The organism is Paraburkholderia sejongensis, from assembly GCF_020880815.1.
GTDB lineage: Bacteria > Pseudomonadota > Gammaproteobacteria > Burkholderiales > Burkholderiaceae > Paraburkholderia > Paraburkholderia sejongensis.
Genome location: NZ_JAJITD010000003.1, coordinates 180,155 through 194,780 on the forward strand (window position 1 = coordinate 180,155; position 14,626 = coordinate 194,780).

Annotated in this window: 14 protein-coding genes and 1 pseudogene; 11 read left to right on the plus strand and 4 right to left on the minus strand. The window is 63.2% G+C overall.

What is annotated here, in order from left to right; all coding sequences use genetic code 11:
- Nucleotides 1–7: 7 nt before the first annotated feature.
- Nucleotides 8–1,315 (minus strand): MFS transporter, encoded by a 1,308-nt coding sequence (locus LJ656_RS06975; protein WP_230508533.1) that lies wholly within the window; start codon nt 1,313–1,315, stop codon nt 8–10.
- A 146-nt stretch (nt 1,316–1,461) separates the two neighbouring features.
- Nucleotides 1,462–2,235 (minus strand): putative hydro-lyase, encoded by a 774-nt coding sequence (locus tag LJ656_RS06980; RefSeq protein WP_230508534.1) that lies wholly within the window; start codon nt 2,233–2,235, stop codon nt 1,462–1,464.
- A gap of 214 nt (nt 2,236–2,449) precedes the next feature.
- Between LJ656_RS06980 and LJ656_RS06985 the strand changes: the two genes are divergently transcribed.
- The 4 genes from LJ656_RS06985 to LJ656_RS07000 all read left to right on the plus strand — a co-directional run bounded on the left by LJ656_RS06985 (nt 2,450) and on the right by LJ656_RS07000 (nt 6,500).
- Entirely contained in the window at nt 2,450–3,382 is a 933-nt protein-coding gene (locus LJ656_RS06985; RefSeq protein WP_230508535.1) for a LysR family transcriptional regulator, read from the plus strand.
- A 47-nt stretch (nt 3,383–3,429) separates the two neighbouring features.
- Nucleotides 3,430–4,392 (plus strand): SOS response-associated peptidase family protein, encoded by a 963-nt coding sequence (locus LJ656_RS06990; RefSeq protein ID WP_230508536.1) that lies wholly within the window; start codon nt 3,430–3,432, stop codon nt 4,390–4,392.
- A 1,053-nt stretch (nt 4,393–5,445) separates the two neighbouring features.
- The gene (locus LJ656_RS06995; RefSeq protein WP_230508537.1) at nt 5,446–5,847 is read left to right on the plus strand and encodes a DoxX family protein; all 402 of its coding nucleotides are present in this window, start codon (nt 5,446–5,448) and stop codon (nt 5,845–5,847) included.
- An 11-nt stretch (nt 5,848–5,858) separates the two neighbouring features.
- Nucleotides 5,859–6,500 (plus strand): TetR/AcrR family transcriptional regulator, encoded by a 642-nt coding sequence (locus LJ656_RS07000; protein WP_230508538.1) that lies wholly within the window; start codon nt 5,859–5,861, stop codon nt 6,498–6,500.
- Nucleotides 6,501–6,667: 167 nt separating this feature from the next.
- On the opposite strand, the gene LJ656_RS07005 is transcribed toward LJ656_RS07000, so the two are convergent.
- Nucleotides 6,668–7,261 carry a UbiX family flavin prenyltransferase gene (locus tag LJ656_RS07005; RefSeq protein WP_230508539.1) on the minus strand — a complete coding sequence of 198 codons (594 nt, stop codon included), beginning with the start codon at nt 7,259–7,261 and terminating at the stop codon, nt 6,668–6,670.
- Complete coding sequence (locus LJ656_RS07010; protein WP_230508540.1) at nt 7,254–8,789, minus strand: UbiD family decarboxylase; 1,536 nt, start codon at nt 8,787–8,789, stop codon at nt 7,254–7,256. The genes LJ656_RS07005 and LJ656_RS07010 overlap by 8 nt, the downstream gene beginning before the upstream one ends.
- 121 nt (nt 8,790–8,910) lie before the next feature.
- On the opposite strand from LJ656_RS07010, the pseudogene LJ656_RS35085 reads away from it, so the two are divergent.
- The 7 genes and pseudogenes from LJ656_RS35085 to LJ656_RS07045 all read left to right on the plus strand — a co-directional run.
- Nucleotides 8,911–9,033: pseudogene (locus tag LJ656_RS35085) on the plus strand (LysR family transcriptional regulator); the annotation flags it as partial.
- Between the two features lie 27 nt (nt 9,034–9,060).
- A complete protein-coding gene (locus tag LJ656_RS07020; RefSeq protein ID WP_230508542.1) occupies nt 9,061–9,798 on the plus strand; it encodes a LysR family substrate-binding domain-containing protein in 738 nt (245 codons plus the stop codon).
- A 46-nt stretch (nt 9,799–9,844) separates the two neighbouring features.
- Nucleotides 9,845–10,270: a RidA family protein gene (locus tag LJ656_RS07025; RefSeq protein WP_230508543.1), complete on the plus strand. Its 426-nt coding sequence runs from the start codon at nt 9,845–9,847 to the stop codon at nt 10,268–10,270.
- A gap of 153 nt (nt 10,271–10,423) precedes the next feature.
- Nucleotides 10,424–11,377 carry a LysR family transcriptional regulator gene (locus tag LJ656_RS07030; RefSeq protein WP_230508544.1) on the plus strand — a complete coding sequence of 318 codons (954 nt, stop codon included), beginning with the start codon at nt 10,424–10,426 and terminating at the stop codon, nt 11,375–11,377.
- Between the two features lie 189 nt (nt 11,378–11,566).
- Complete coding sequence (locus tag LJ656_RS07035; protein ID WP_230508545.1) at nt 11,567–12,553, plus strand: isopenicillin N synthase family dioxygenase; 987 nt, start codon at nt 11,567–11,569, stop codon at nt 12,551–12,553.
- On the plus strand, nt 12,550–13,380 hold the full coding sequence (locus LJ656_RS07040) for an alpha/beta fold hydrolase (RefSeq protein WP_230508546.1): 831 nt from the start codon (nt 12,550–12,552) through the stop codon (nt 13,378–13,380). The genes LJ656_RS07035 and LJ656_RS07040 overlap by 4 nt, the downstream gene beginning before the upstream one ends.
- A 107-nt stretch (nt 13,381–13,487) precedes the next feature.
- Nucleotides 13,488–14,600, plus strand: a complete 1,113-nt coding sequence (locus tag LJ656_RS07045; protein ID WP_230508547.1) for a BMP family ABC transporter substrate-binding protein — start codon at nt 13,488–13,490, stop codon at nt 14,598–14,600.
- The last annotated feature ends 26 nt before the right edge of the window (nt 14,601–14,626 follow it).

Consider the following 14,626-nt stretch of genomic DNA (forward strand, 5'->3'; position numbering starts at 1 on the left):
CCGTAAATCAGGCCGATTCGAGTTCGCGGCCGCGCGTTTCGGGCAGCGTGAGCGCGGCGATTATCAGCACGCCATACGCGGCTACGGCAAACATGCCGATGCTCGCGCCGAGGCCGAAACGGCTCGACAATGCGCCGATCAGCACCGGAAATAGCGCGCCGATCGCGCGGCCGACGTTGTAGCAAAAGCCCTGACCGGAACCGCGCACTCGGGTCGGAAACAGCTCCGTGAGGAAAGCGCCCATGCCGGAGAAAATTCCCGAGGCGAAGAAGCCGAGCGGAAAACCGAGCCACAGCATCGATGCATTGGTGAGGGGCAACGAGGTGTAGACGAAGGCGATCGTCATCGATCCCACGGCGAACAGAATGAAATTCGGCTTGCGGCCGAGACGATCGGTGAGCCACGCGCTGCACAGATAGCCCGCATACGAGCCGGCGATGATCGTCGCCAGATAGCCGCCAGTGCCCATTACCGTGAGATGGCGTTCGTTCTTCAGGAAGGTCGGCAGCCATGTCGTGATCGCGTAGTAGCCGCCTTGCGCGCCCGTCGTGAGCAGCGCGGCGCGCAGTGTCGTCGAGAGCAGCTTCGGAGAGAAGATCTCGGTGAAGCGCGGCGTGTCCTGGGCGTCGCGCTGCTGAACCCTGGCTTTTTCGAACACTTCGGGTTCTTTCACGTAGCGGCGGATCACGAGTACGAGCAGAGCCGGGACGAGCCCGATCAGAAACAACGCGCGCCACGCGATTTCAGGGGCCATCACGGAGAACAGCAATGCGTAGAGGAGGGCGGCGAGTCCCCAACCGAGCGCCCATCCCGACTGCACGAGGCCGACCGCCTTGCCGCGGTCGCGGGCGCGAATCACTTCGCCGATCAGTACCGCGCCAGCCGTCCACTCGCCGCCGAAGCCGAAGCCCATCAATGCGCGAGCCGTGAGTAACTGGCCGTAGCTCTGAGCGAGGCCGCACAGGCCCGTGAACACCGCAAACCACAGGACGGTGAGTTGCAACGTGCGCACCCGGCCGATGCGATCGGAAAGAATTCCCGCGATCCATCCGCCGAGCGCGGAGGACAGCAGAGTAACGGTGCCGATGAAACCCGCGTCCGCGAGCGAAATGCCCCAGGTCGCGACGAGCGTCGGTATTACGAAGGACAGCATCTGCGTGTCCATGCCGTCGAGCATGTAGCCGACTTTGCAGCTCCAGAACGCCCGGCGGGCGCGCGGACCGGCCTCTGCGTACCACGAAAGTTGCGGGTTTGCGGTGGATGCCGGCATGTCGGCGGCATCGTCGACGCTTGCCGTAAATGTCTTGCTGTCCATCTGTTGCTCCTATGGATAGACGCATGGATAACAATTGAAGCCGCGCGCGAGCGTAGGGATGCGTCGGTCCCTCCGGACCGCGAGGCCGGATGGCTTCAGGATGCTGGTAACCGCGTGCGTGACGGTGTGGCGAGCCGCCCGGACGGTCAGAAAATGGCCAGCGACGCGTTCGTGATGTCCGTCATCAGCATGTGACCAGGCGCGTGCGCGATCGCAATCGGCAGCTTCGCGGCCATCAACGCCGTTTGCGGTGTCACACCGCAAGCCCAATAGACAGGCAGCTCGCCCGCGCGGATCGTTACCGCGTCGCCGAACTCGGGGCGCGCGAGATCGGCAATGCCGAGTTCAGCCGGATCGCCGATATGCACGGGCGCGCCGTGCACCCCCGGAAAACGGCTCGTGATCTGCACGGCGCGGATCGCGTCGGCACCGCGAAGCGGCCGCATCGACACGACCAGTTCGCCGCCGAATACACCCGCGCGCTGGTTCGGAACCTTGGTGCGATACATCGGCACGTTGCGGCCTTCTTCGACATGACGCAATCCGATCCCCTCCTTCGCCAGCATGTGCTCGAACGAGAATGAACAGCCGATCGCGAACACGACGAAATCGTCCTGCCAAAGCGCTTCGATCGATTCGACGCGCTCGCTCAACTGACCGTCGCGATAAACGTTGTACGCGGGGACGTCGCTGCGGATGTCGATGTCGCGCCCGAGCATCGGCACCCGAAAGTCTCCGGGCTCGCCCACGCCGAGCAACGGACATGGCTTCGGATTCGCATGACAAAAGCGCAGGAAATCGTGCGCGTGTGCGGCGGGCAGGATCGCCAGATTGGCTTGCGCGTAGTCGCCGCAGTATCCGGCTGTCGGGGCGCGGAAGTCGCGATGGCGTACGGCCTGGCGGAATTCGAATGGCGTCATGGTGTCAGCGGTGCTCGGGAGGGTTTGGGTGGTGATCCGCGGTGGCGAGATGTTTTCGTACCGTCAGGCCAAGCATAGAAAAGAAGATTTTTTTGCGCCAACTAGTTTTCTTTGCACCTGTTGAATAGAATTTCTTAACGGATTCGCGGGTTTTCCCGGATCACGCTGAGTTTTTTGGAGCGGTTGGACCGTTGTCCGCACCCATCTTCGGGCTATGAATACGCGCTTTCTCGAAACTTTCGTCACGCTCGCCAAGCTGCGCAGCTTCCGGACCACCGCGACGGCGCTGCACGCTACGCCTGCCGCGATTTCGCAGCGCGTGAAGGCATTGGAAGACGAATTGCACACCGTGCTCGTCGATCGCGAAAGCCGCGAATTCCGGCTCACGCCGAACGGCGAATATCTGCTCGGCTACGCGAAAGCGGTGGTCGAGGCGACGCGTCAGCTGCAGACCGCCGCGTCGGATGAAGGTGCGATGCGCGGCAAGCTGCGGCTCGGCGTGATCGAAACGGTGGTGCACAGCTGGCTCGCCGATTACCTGCGACGACTCTCGACCACTTTTCCACATCTGGAAGTCGAACTCGCGGTGGATGTGAGTGTGGTGTTGCAGAGGCGTTTGATGGCTGGCGAACTCGATCTGATCATCCGCGTGGAAGGCAGCGACGAGGAATCGGTGGTATGTGATGCGCTCGCGAATTACCCGGTGCACTGGATCGCGCGCGCGGGGCTCCTGCCGCTGTCGCGCAGCGGACTCGCGAAGCGCGTGCTGCGGCATCCGATCCTGACGTTCGGGCGGGGCACGGCTCCGCATCGCGCGCTGGAGGACATCGTCGGCAAGCTCGCGCTCGCCAATGGGGTGCCGCTCGCGGATACGCGCATCACCGGTTCGCCGTCGATTTCGGTGATCGTGCGACTGGTCCGCGACGGCTTCGGCGTGGCGGCAATTCCGCGTCTGTTCGTCGATGATCTGATCACGCACGGCGAAGTGGTCGAACTGCCATTGCAGCCTTCGCCGCCGTCCATCGTCGTGTCGATGTCCAGACGCGCGGATGCGCCGCTGTTCGTGCACGGCGCGGCGAATGCGGCGCGCGCGGCGTGTCATGAATACTGCGAGCAGGGAGACCGGCGCTTGATCGAGCGGTTATAGACGTGTAGTTGCGTATGATTGCCAGAAAGGATCCGATGGAGACATCCATGTGCTATTCGGCCCAGATATACGCGGACTACCGTAAGTTTGTGCGTCAGTTCGGCGCCATCATGGATATTCACGAATTCGCCCGCCTGTTCTTTGAACGGGCAGAGGGAATCAGCAATGCGAAAATCCCCAAGGCAATGGAAGATGCGTTCGCGGAACCCCAAACCGAAGCGGAACGCGAAGTCAAAGCCCTGATCGACCGTTTCCGGGCGCAGCGCGCTTCAAAACTGGAACAGGAGCTTTTCCAGCAACGCAAAAGACTGACGGATGCGGAACGCTCACTGGCGACAAGGGTGACGAAAGCTGCGGCCGAAAGCCGGCGCATAGCGACCAGCAAGATAGAACAGACGTTAGGCTGGCTGGATGACCTCAAACGGACGGAACTGGAATCACGTGACTCGCGCATTTTTCCCGGGCAGTATGCGCCCGTATTGCTGATCGAAAACGGCCAGCGCGTCGTGCGTCCGATGCGCTATCAGTGCCGCATTGCCGGAAAGCCCGCGAACTACGACTTCAAATACCCGGGAACGTATAACGCCCGGCGCGATAGTCTCGATGGCTTCTGGAAGCCACTCTTCGGATACTCGCACTGCATTCTTGTCGTAAGTGCGTTTTATGAAAATGTGAGTCGTGCAAGAAGGGAAGGGCGTGAACTCGCCGAGGGCGAGAAAGACGAAAATGTCGTCCTTCAATTCAAACCAGATTCGCCTCACGACATGCTTGTTGCCTGTCTATGGTCGCGCTGGTCGGCGCCCGGTGAGCCAGACCTGCTGTCTTTCGCCGCTATTACGGATGAGCCTCCGCCGGAAATTCTGGCCGCTGGGCACGACCGCTGCATCGTTCCAATCAAGCCTGAAAACATCGATGCGTGGCTCAATCCGGATGCATCTAACCTCGCGGCGCTCCACGCAATACTTGATGACCGGGACCGGCCGTACTACGAACACCGCTTGGCTGCGTGACGTTTTATTCCGACTGGCCGAATCGCAGTGGCACCGGGATCGAGATCGACTCAGCGTCCCTTCGCGACTCTCGCAAGCTGCACCATCTCCAGCAGGCCACCATGGCGGCGTTCGGGGGCGGCGTGTCTGTCACGCCGCGGGACCGGGCCGCTGTCCGGTCACCCGTGAGGGCACACGGCCGCTCTCGAAACGATGTCAGATGCACGCGTGGCCAATCAGGTCACGCGGATGGCGCGGCGTGCCGCGCGCCTTCAGGTAAGCCGGTGTAGCGGCCGCAACGAGCGCCGTTCCAAGACGAAGCGTGCTCCGGAAAGGTCTGATCCGCGTGCCGGTTCTGCCGGGTGCTGCTTCGGGCACTGCGTCGGACACTGCGTCGGACACATCAACCGCCCCGATACATGGGATCGATCGAGTCGCCCCCGGGGGCGCGTTTGCCGGACTGCGACGGCGTCGGCACGCCACCGTTGGCGCCGCCATTGTTCTTGTGAACCACGCTGGCGTGGTGCAACGGCATCGTTTTACTGCTTTGCGGTGCTGCCGCTGCGCTGCCGGAGCGACAAGGCACGTAAGCGCCCGCGAAAGCAAGCGCAGCCAGCGGTGCTGAGCACGCGACCAGAAGGTAAGCGACAGTTTTCGCAACTGGGTGGTTAGACGACTTCATGACGGCCCCCTCATAGTGGCGTATCCGGCACGGTGGCAATACCAGTGCCCATAGACGATAGACGGCGGACGATGCCAAAAAATGAACAACGTGCGTCACGAGGGAAAGCCATGGAGGGGCGCTACGGACGCCAAAAGTCGGAGCCCCACGTGCCACCCAGGAGACTGGGATCGTCTAGCCGCCACCGGTGCTTGGCCTATACGAAAGCAGCTGCGCAATCTACATCGTTGAAACGACAGGTACTCATTCTTCGGCTATTGCCGAGCGGCAGTGTTCTCACGAGCCGCGTACGACGCACTCCGTGGCAACCCTGTATCGCATAGGGTTTTACATTTAACAGACCAGCGAGTTCAATATATACGTGGCGCCCATGTCAACCACGGAGGCGCGGCATGCCTGCTTCTATCGCCTGGACTCTCGAAAGCCCGATTACGTCGATCTTCGCTCGTGTATTGCTCACGACTCTCTTCTGGAGCGCCGGTATATTCGGACTCTTCAATTTTTCGGCGATTGTCTCCGAAATGAACGCGGTGAACTTGCCCGCTCCGATCTCTTTTGCGGTGGCAACCATAGCCGTGCAGCTCGTCGGATCCTTGCTTTTAATCGGGAACTTCAATGGGTGGGGATGGTTGGGCGCAGCCGTTCTCGGCGTATTTACCTTGCTTACGATTCCGTTCGGCCATGCGTTTTGGACTTTTGCTGAGCCGCGTCGAACCGAAGAGCTGCATATCGCGCTGGAGCATATTTCTGTCAGCGGCGGTATGCTGATCGCCGCAATTTTGACCTTGAAATGATCGTATTTCACATGACTACACTACCGCGCGGACGGCCCAAGGATCTAACGAAACGGGAAGCGCTTCTCGATGCGGCGCGCGAGTTGCTGCTCGAGCATGGGGCGGACGTTACGACCAGCGCTATTGCGGCACACGCGGGAGTAGCGAAAGCGACTTTGTTTGCGTATTTCGCGGACAAAGACGAATTGATCGACGCGGTAATTCGACGAGAGTCTGACCGGACAGCGACTGACGCGCAGTTGGCGCAGGGCTTGACGATGAACATCGTGGACGCGCTTCGCGAGTTCGGAATGCGCTTTACGCGATTCATAAATGAGCGCGACCTGGCCGGATGGGATCGACTCATAGCGACGCCCGCGAAAAGAAGCCCAGAGCTTCCGAAGCGGTTTTTCGCGAGCGGTCCGGGACGCGGTCAAGCGATTCTCGCGTCGCTGATCCTTGATGCGATAGAGAAGGGGACACTCAAAGAATGCGACGCGATGCAGGCGGCGGATGACCTGGCCGGACTGTGGATCGGTTTCTCCAACCTTGAAGTGAAACTTGGCGCCCGCGCTCCATTCACCGACGCGCAATTGCGGGAGAAAGTCGATCATGGAATCGATGTCTTCATGCGATTCTATGGGCCTGAACGCGAGCGGCGAACTCGTAAATGAGCGCACATGGCGGCGCTAAGCCCGTGGTTTCTTCCATAGGGCCTGGTCGACGCCCGCCGACACGTTCCAGCAGCCGATGGCAAGCATTGAATGAACCTTAACGCTATTCGCAACGGCCGGGATCGGACGGCGGATTGAACCGGTGGGAAACACCGGGTGTTTGATTCCTATGCAGCCAATTCATCGCGCCACGCGGCAATCCGGCCAGTGTCGAGTCCGAATTGATCGAGCGCGCGAGTGACCGAATGATCGACCATTTCCGTCAAACTCGCGGGTTTTGCATAGAACGCGGGGACCGGCGGAAAAATCGTGGCGCCCGCTTCGGTCAGTGTCGTCATATTGCGCAAGTGGATCAGATTCAGCGGCGTTTCCCTGACCATCAGCACCAGAGGTAAGCGCTCCTTGAGCACGACGTCGGCCGCGCGCGTGAGCAGCGTGCTCGTGACGCCCGACGCGAGTTCACCGACCGTGCGCATCGAGCAGGGCACGACCAGCATGCCGAGCGTGCGGAACGAACCCGAAGCAATCGACGCGCCTACATCCGCAATCGGGTGAACATGGGTTGCCAGCGCATGGACCGCATCGCGCGAAAGCGACGACTCGTATTCGCGAGTCAGTTCGGCCGCGCGTGAAATGACCAGATGCGTTTCGACGTCCATCTCCTTTAGCAGACGCAACGCGCGCTCGGCATAAATGAAGCCGGTGGCGCCGGTTATTCCGACGATAAGGCGCTTATGGTCGTGACGAGCATGCTTATTCATCGTTGCCTCCGAACAGTTCGGGAGCGAAGGGGCGCGGATCGACTTCCTTGAACTTCGCACGCTCGAATTCGGCCCGCAGGTGGAATGGGGCGGTGCAATCGAACACGGTTTTGCAGGTGACACCGCGCGCCGGCAGTGCGGGATTGAACTCGGGCGATTGCGAAGGGTCCAGTACGTGGCCGTTGATCTTCGGCAGGAACATGGTCGAGACGTCGCCTTGATAACGCGTTGTCATGGCCCACATCACGTCGTTCGTATCGAACGGGTCCACGTCCGCGTCGACGAGAATCACGTTCTTCAGTTCCGAGTAGACGCCTAGTGCGATGATCGCCGCCTGGCGGGCGCGACCGTCGTCGAACGCCGACTTTTTGTTCACCTGGATCACAGCGAGAAGTTTGCCGCCGCCGGCCGTGTGCGCGTAGACCTGACTGACGAAGCCCGGCATCGCTGCTTCGAGCGCATTGAAGATGCTCGCCTCGGTGGGGATGCCGGCCAGGCTCGTGTGTTCTTCTCCCGGCCCGACCAGCGTTTGCATAATGGCTTCGCGGCGCATCGTGACGGCCTTCACCTTGATGACAGGAAGCGACGGATTGGCCGGTCCGTTGTAGCCCGGAAACTCCGGCATCGCGTGCCCGGTGTGCGTATTCTGGTCTTCGACCACGCGCACGTTCGGCAGGATCTCGCCTTCAATGACGATTTCGGCGCGCGAGATCGCTTTCTGATTGACGCTGACGCAATCGACCAGTTCGACCGGCTTGCCGCGCAAGCCGCCGGCGATCGACAACTCGTCGAAACCGAACGGCGTGGTCGGCGCTTCGAAGCACGCGCCGATATGAATCGCCGGATCGAGACCCATGTTGATGGAAACCGGCAGTGCTTGCCCACGCTGTTCGGCTTCCTGTCGGAACGCGTCGATATGGCGGCCCGGCGCGAAGAAAATCGAGAGTTCGTCGCGACCCTGCACGCACAGGCGGTGAATCGTGACGTCGGCGTGGCCGGTATCCGGGTCGCTGCCGAGGACGAGACCAAGACACAGGAACGGGCCCGCATCGCTTTCGGTATTGGTGGGTGCGGGGATCAGCTTGCGCAGATCGAAATCCGGATCGCTCGCCAGATGCACGACCTCCTGGCACGGCGAATTGCCTTGCGCCACGGTGGTCGGCGCGATCGGATTGCGAACGGCCTGCGCCATCCGTTGGGTCAGGCGGCGCGGCTCAGCGTCCAGCAACAGGCCCACGCGCTCTCGGCTCGCCATCAAGCCGACCAGCACCCGGCTTTGCGGATAGCCTTTGATGCGCTTGAACATCATCGCCGGGCCGAGCCGGGTCGGCCGCTGGACAGTGCCACCGGCCCCGATGCGTTTGTACACGCCCGCCAGCTCGGCATGCGGATCGACTTCGCGATCGGTCTCCAACAGTTGGCCAGGCACGGCGCAAAGGCGCTTGAGCGCGGAGCGCAGATCGTTGACAGGTTCCGCCGCATCAATAGCGGACGGTTCGAGTTTCGCGGCGTCGGTTCGGGAGTTCATGTTTTGTATTGCAACTAGTGGTGGACAACGAACGCTATTTGACACCCGCAACCGGTGACAATCAATCAATCGAAACCAGCGATTTTGATAAGATAACCTTATTTTTAAAAAGGCCTTCGAAATGGACTTCCGGCACTTTCAGACGTTCGTGATCGCGGCGGAAGAGCTGCATTTCGGCAGGACTGCGGATCGATTGGGGATTGCCCAACCCGCCGTCACGCAGCAAATGAAGACGCTCGAGACGCAACTCGGATTCAAGGTATTCCATCGAGTGCGTCGAGGCATCGAGTTGACCGCGGCAGGGGCGGTGTTTCTGGAGCATGCGAAGGCGACGCTCGCGCAGGCCCACACGGCGATCATGGCCGGCCGCCGCGCGAGCCGCGGCGAGCTCGGCAAACTGTGCATCGCTTATGCGAATTCCGCGGTCCTGGAGCCGGAGTTGCTCGCCTTGCTCAGACGATTCGCGCAGGAAAAGCCGGACGTGGAACTGGAGCTGCGCAGCGTGTCGGTTCAGGAGCAGATGCGCGCGCTGGCCGATGACCGCATCGATCTCGCGTTTCTGAGATCGCCGCCGGGGCCGCTGCCGAATTTCATCAAGATCACGCCGTTTTCGCGCACGCCGTTGGACCTCGTAATGAGCGCGGACCACCGCTGCGCGGCGCGCAAACGGCTGAGCTTGCGCGACGTCGCGCAGGATCGCTTCATTGTCGTGGACGATCCGCCCGGGTTGGGGCTGGGGCACCGCGTAGTCGAGCTGTGTCTCGAAGCCGGCTTTGAGCCGAACGTGTTTCTGCGTACTACCGATTCACTCGGTGTCGTCAGCTTTGCCGCCGCGGGTCTGGGAGTCGGCCTGGTGCCGCGTTCGCTGTCGCGATACCCGGTGGAAGGTGCGGTTTGCAAACCGCTGTCGATTGCCAATGGCTTCAGCGAAGTGGTGATCGCGAGCCGGGCTTATGACCGCTCCGCCGCCACTCGCGCGTTTCTGGGGCTGTTGCCGTCGGTGGGTTGATTCCTACTGACTTCGCTCCGCTTCAATCCTGTAACGGGTAATACACATGACAGTCCGTGAATTGATCCTCCCGCCGACGATGCAACGTATCGTAGAGCGCGCCGGTTATGTACCGGCCGTGAAGACTGGTTCCATAGTTTTCTGCGCTGGGCAGGTCGGGCGTACCGTCGACCTCGAAGTCATCGCCGATCCCGAAGCGCAATTCCTCGCGTGCTGGGAAAATTTGCGCGTGGTTCTGGAGGCGGCTGGGTGTACTTTTGAAGATGTTGTCGATATGACGACGTACCACGTGCAGATGAGCACGCATATGCCCATATTCCGCGAGGTGAAGAACCGGCTTTTTCCACGCGGCACATGCGCGTGGACTTCGATAGGCGTGACCGAACTCGCGCATCCCGGCTTGCTGGTCGAGATCAAGTGCGTGGCAGTGAAGCGAGATACCGCGGCAACGGAAGAGTTTGCTAATAGCTGAAGATCAGTCGCCAGTGCAAAGCCGGCGCACGCCCGCGTCCAGATACTTTCTGAAAAAAATTGCCGACGCGCGCGCCCCCCTACCGGCGGCCACGCAAATCGGCACGCACGGTACGGTAGGATGATCGCGCCCCAACCGTCCTTCCCTTCGCCCATGCGCAAGCCCGCCCATTCCGACACACTCGCCTCGCACATTCACGCGCGTTCGCTGCGCTATTTCGACGCCATCCGCCGTCACCGCTCGATCCGCGAGGCGGCGCGGCAACTGCATGTCGCGTCGTCGGCGGTGAACCGGCAATTGCTGAAGCTCGAAGCCGAAGTCGGTACGCCGCTGTTCGAGCGTCTGCCGGGCGGACTCGCGCTGACGGCGGCGGGCGAGGCGTTCGCGCGTCATGTCATCACGGTGCTTCAGGACGCGCGCCGCTTCGACAGCGAAATGGACGCGCTGCGCGGCATCCGGCGCGGCGAGATCTCGGTCGTGACCGTCGAAGGGCTCAACACGAGCCTACTGCCTGACGTGGTGGAGCGCATGCTCACGCGCTATCCGGGCATCCGCTTTCATGTGCACACGGCGGGCTCGGCGGCCATCCGGCGGATGATCCTCGACGGCGACGCCGATCTCGGACTCGCGTTTTCGCTGCCGCATACGGGCGATCTCCAGCAACTCGCGGTCGGCCGTTTCCAGTTGGGTGCGATCGTCGCGGCCGGGCATCCGCTGGCGCCCGAGGCGAGCGTCACGTTTGCGCAATGCGCGCGGTTTCCGCTGCTGCTCGGTAGCGCGCGGCTGTCGATCGGCGGCCTGCTCGAACCGCTGATCCGCCGCTATGCGAAGCCGCTCGACACCGTACTCGAAAGCGATTCGATCGAGCTGATGCGGCGTCTCGCGGCGCGCGGCCACGGCGTGGGCTTCCAGACGCGGCTCGGCCTCGAAAACGATTTCGCTCAAGGCGCGCTCGTGCACATACCGCTGCGTTCGCCGCGTCCGCTCGTCTCGGAACTGGGCGTCTACGCGCGCGCCGGCCGCACCATGACCCCGGCGCTCGACGCCTTCGTGCGCCTGCTCGCCGAAGCCTTCGCCGAACGCGAGCAGGACGAGCCGGTCGTGTAAGGCCGGGGGTGGGCGGCTGTCATTCGCCAGCCGCATTTGCCAACTACATTCGCCAACTGCATTGGCCAGCCGCGGATCGCCCACGCGCGTCCTGATGCCGAAACGGCATCACCATGGACACTTTTCTCTGCTTTTTTGAGCACAGCGGCGGCGCTAGACTTGCCTGAAATCCTTTTGCATGGAACCCGCATGCCAGTCAGCCCGCCCGCCCAGGCGTCGTTCGCCGCGCGTAACGTACCCACGGCCACGTTGCCGATCATCGATATCGGCGGCCTGTTTTCGGCGCATGCGGGCGATCGCGCGCGGGTCGGCGCGACGCTGCACGCGGCCTGCGCCGACAAAGGTTTCTTCTACATCGCGAACCACGGCGTGGACGCCGCGCTCATCGACGCGGCACGCCGCGAAGCCGAACGATTTTTTGCGCTCGACGAGGCCGACAAACGCCTGGTCGACAAGGCGCGCTCGCCCTGCAACCGGGGCTACGAGCCGCTGCGCGGCCAGGTGCTGGAGGCGGGGACGCCGCCCGACCTGAAGGAAGGCTTCTACATCGGCAACGAACTCGCCGACGACCATCCGCACGTTCAGGCGGGGACGTTCAACTGTGGCCCGAATCAGTGGCCCGGCCATTCGCCGACGTTTCGACCCGCGATGCAGGCGTATTTCGACGCGCTGTACGCGCTGTCGAAGCGTCTGACGCGCGGCCTCGCGCTGGCGCTCGGTCTCGCCGAAAACCATTTCGAAGGCTTCTGCGACGACGCGATGGCCACGCTGCGGCTGCTCCACTATCCGCCGCAGCCGGCGGGCGCGTTGCCGGGGCAGAAGGGCTGTGGGGCGCACACGGATTTCGGCTGTCTCACGCTGCTGTGGCAGGATGAGCACGGCGGTCTGCAAGTCGAAGACGGCGACGCCTGGATTCACGTCCCGCCGCTGCCCGGCACTTTCGTCGTCAATCTCGGCGATCTGATCGCGCGCTGGACCAACGGCCGCTATCGCTCGACGCTCCACCGCGTCGTCAACGTCTCGGGCCGCCAGCGTTACTCGATGCCGTTCTTCTTCACCGGCCGCCCGGACTATCTCGTCACCTGCATCACGGCCGCGCCGGGCGAAGCCGCCGCGTGGCCGCCGATCACGGTCGGCGAGCATTTGCAGGCCTGCTACCGGAGAACCTACGGATGACGCGCGCGGCCGGCATGCTGCTGATCCACGGCGCGTGGCAGGGCGCCTGGGCGTGGGACGCGTGGCGCGCGCCGATATGCGAGCGCGGCTGGCTCGCGCACGCGCTCGATCTGCCCGGCAACGGAGCCGATCCCGCGCGCGACGCCGCACTGGACGAGATCACGCTCGATACCTATGTCGACGCCGTGCGCGGCCAGCTCGAGCGCTTCGACGGTCCATGCGTGATCGTCGCGCACAGCGGCGCGGGCGTGATCGCCTCGCAAGTGGCCGAGGCCGTGCCGGAGCGCGTCGCGGCGATCGTCTATGTCGCCGGGATGATGCTGCCGTCGGGTATGGGTTACAGCGAGCTCGTCGAAGCCGCTAGCGCGGACGTCGAGAACGCGAGCGGCATCGCGCCTTACCTCGTCTGGAGCGACGATGGCCGGGTGTCGCGGGTGCCCGCCGATGCCGCGCTGGACATCTTTCTGCACGACTGTCCCCCCGATGCGGCGCGCCGCGCGGCCAGCTTGCTGACGCCGCAGGCCGAAGGCGGGCGCGCGCTCGTGGCGACCCTGAGCGCGGCGCGCTTCGGCCGCGTGCCGCGCGTCTACGTCGAGGCGACGCTCGACCGCTCCGTTCTCCTGCCTCTGCAGAGGCGCATGCAGGCGCTGGTGCCCGGCGCGCGGGTGCGCACGCTCGAATGCGGCCACGTCCCGCAACTCGCGCAGCCCGACGCGCTCGCCCGGATCGTCTGCGAAACGCTCGCCGAACTCGGTATCACGCATGAAGATCTGTCCGCCGCACGCTCCGTTTCCTCACCTCGCGCCTTGAATGGAACGCCCACATGACGACGCCCGCCTGTCTTAACGCCTGTCTTAACGCCTGCCTTAGCGCCTGCCTCAACGTTTCGCCGTCCGCTGTTGCGCCAATCGTGCGCCGTCGCGCCGTGCCCGTCATGCCCGCATTGGCGCGCTGGTCTGCTTCGCTCGTTGCGATCGTCGCGGCCGCGCTTGCGGGCCCGCTGGACGCCCGCGCCGCGCAAACTGCGCAAGCCGCTTCGAGCGCGCCGCTCGACGTATCGATCGTCTATCTGGGCAATCCCGGCGATGCGGGCTGGACCTACGCGCACGAACGCGGCATCAGCGCCGCGCAGAAGGTGCTCGGCGGCGAGATGCAACTCAAGCGGATCGAAAACGTCCCCGAAAACGCCGATGCCGAACGCGTGTTCCGCGACCGCGCGGCGAAGGGCGACAAGGTCGTGATCGGCACCTCGTTCGGCTATATGGACGCGATGATGAAGGTCGCGCGCGACTATCCGGACACCGTGTTCCTGCATTGTTCGGGCTACAAGAGCGCGCGCAATTTCGGCAACTTCAACGGCAAGGTCTACGAGTCGGCCTACCTGGCCGGCGTGCTCGCGGGTTACACGTCGAAGACGCATGTGCTGGGTTTCGTGGGTTCGGTGCCGATTCCTGAAGTCATCCGAAATATCGATGCGTTTGCGCTCGGCGCGCGGTCGGTGGCACCGCAGACCGTCGTGAAGGTCGTGTGGATCAGCAGCTGGTTCGACCCGGGCAAGGAACGCCAGGCCGCCGAAACGCTGATCGGCATGAACGCCGACGTGCTGTTGCAGAACACCGATTCGACGGCGACGATGAGCGTGGCCGAAGCGCACCACGTTCATGCGTTCGGTTGGGACTCGGATATGAGCCAATGGGGGCCTCACGCGCATCTGGGCTCGGTGGCCTACGACTGGAGCAAGTACTACGTGAAGGCGATCGAAGCGGTGCGCCAGGGCACGTGGACGAATCAGCCCGTGTACTGGGGCGTGAAGGAGGGCATCACCGATCTCGTGCACGTCAACGCGCAGGCTGCGCCGCCCGAGGCGCTGCGCACGCTGGCGGAGCGCCGCGCCGCGCTCGTGGCGGGCACGCTCGATCCGTTCGCCGGGCCGATCAAGGATCAGAAGGGCCAGACGCGCGTGGCGGCGGGCACGGCGCTGTCCGCGGCGGACGCCAACCGGCTCGACTGGTTCGTCGACGGCGTGCAGGGCAGCCTCCCGCAGTGAGGTTGCGCGTGCAACGAAACAGGAAC

Coding starts and splice junctions, on each gene's coding strand:
- LJ656_RS06985 (WP_230508535.1), top strand. CDS start 2,450: ATGAATACGCGCTTTCTCGAAACTTTCGTCACGCTCGCCAAGCTGCGC.
- LJ656_RS07045 (WP_230508547.1), top strand. CDS start 13,488: ATGCCCGCATTGGCGCGCTGGTCTGCTTCGCTCGTTGCGATCGTCGCG.
- LJ656_RS07025 (WP_230508543.1), top strand. CDS start 9,845: ATGACAGTCCGTGAATTGATCCTCCCGCCGACGATGCAACGTATCGTA.
- LJ656_RS07005 (WP_230508539.1), bottom strand. CDS start 7,261: ATGAATAAGCATGCTCGTCACGACCATAAGCGCCTTATCGTCGGAATA.
- LJ656_RS07035 (WP_230508545.1), top strand. CDS start 11,567: ATGCCAGTCAGCCCGCCCGCCCAGGCGTCGTTCGCCGCGCGTAACGTA.
- LJ656_RS06975 (WP_230508533.1), bottom strand. CDS start 1,315: ATGGACAGCAAGACATTTACGGCAAGCGTCGACGATGCCGCCGACATG.
- LJ656_RS07040 (WP_230508546.1), top strand. CDS start 12,550: ATGACGCGCGCGGCCGGCATGCTGCTGATCCACGGCGCGTGGCAGGGC.
- LJ656_RS07000 (WP_230508538.1), top strand. CDS start 5,859: ATGACTACACTACCGCGCGGACGGCCCAAGGATCTAACGAAACGGGAA.
- LJ656_RS06990 (WP_230508536.1), top strand. CDS start 3,430: ATGTGCTATTCGGCCCAGATATACGCGGACTACCGTAAGTTTGTGCGT.
- LJ656_RS07010 (WP_230508540.1), bottom strand. CDS start 8,789: ATGAACTCCCGAACCGACGCCGCGAAACTCGAACCGTCCGCTATTGAT.
- LJ656_RS06995 (WP_230508537.1), top strand. CDS start 5,446: ATGCCTGCTTCTATCGCCTGGACTCTCGAAAGCCCGATTACGTCGATC.
- LJ656_RS06980 (WP_230508534.1), bottom strand. CDS start 2,235: ATGACGCCATTCGAATTCCGCCAGGCCGTACGCCATCGCGACTTCCGC.
- LJ656_RS07030 (WP_230508544.1), top strand. CDS start 10,424: ATGCGCAAGCCCGCCCATTCCGACACACTCGCCTCGCACATTCACGCG.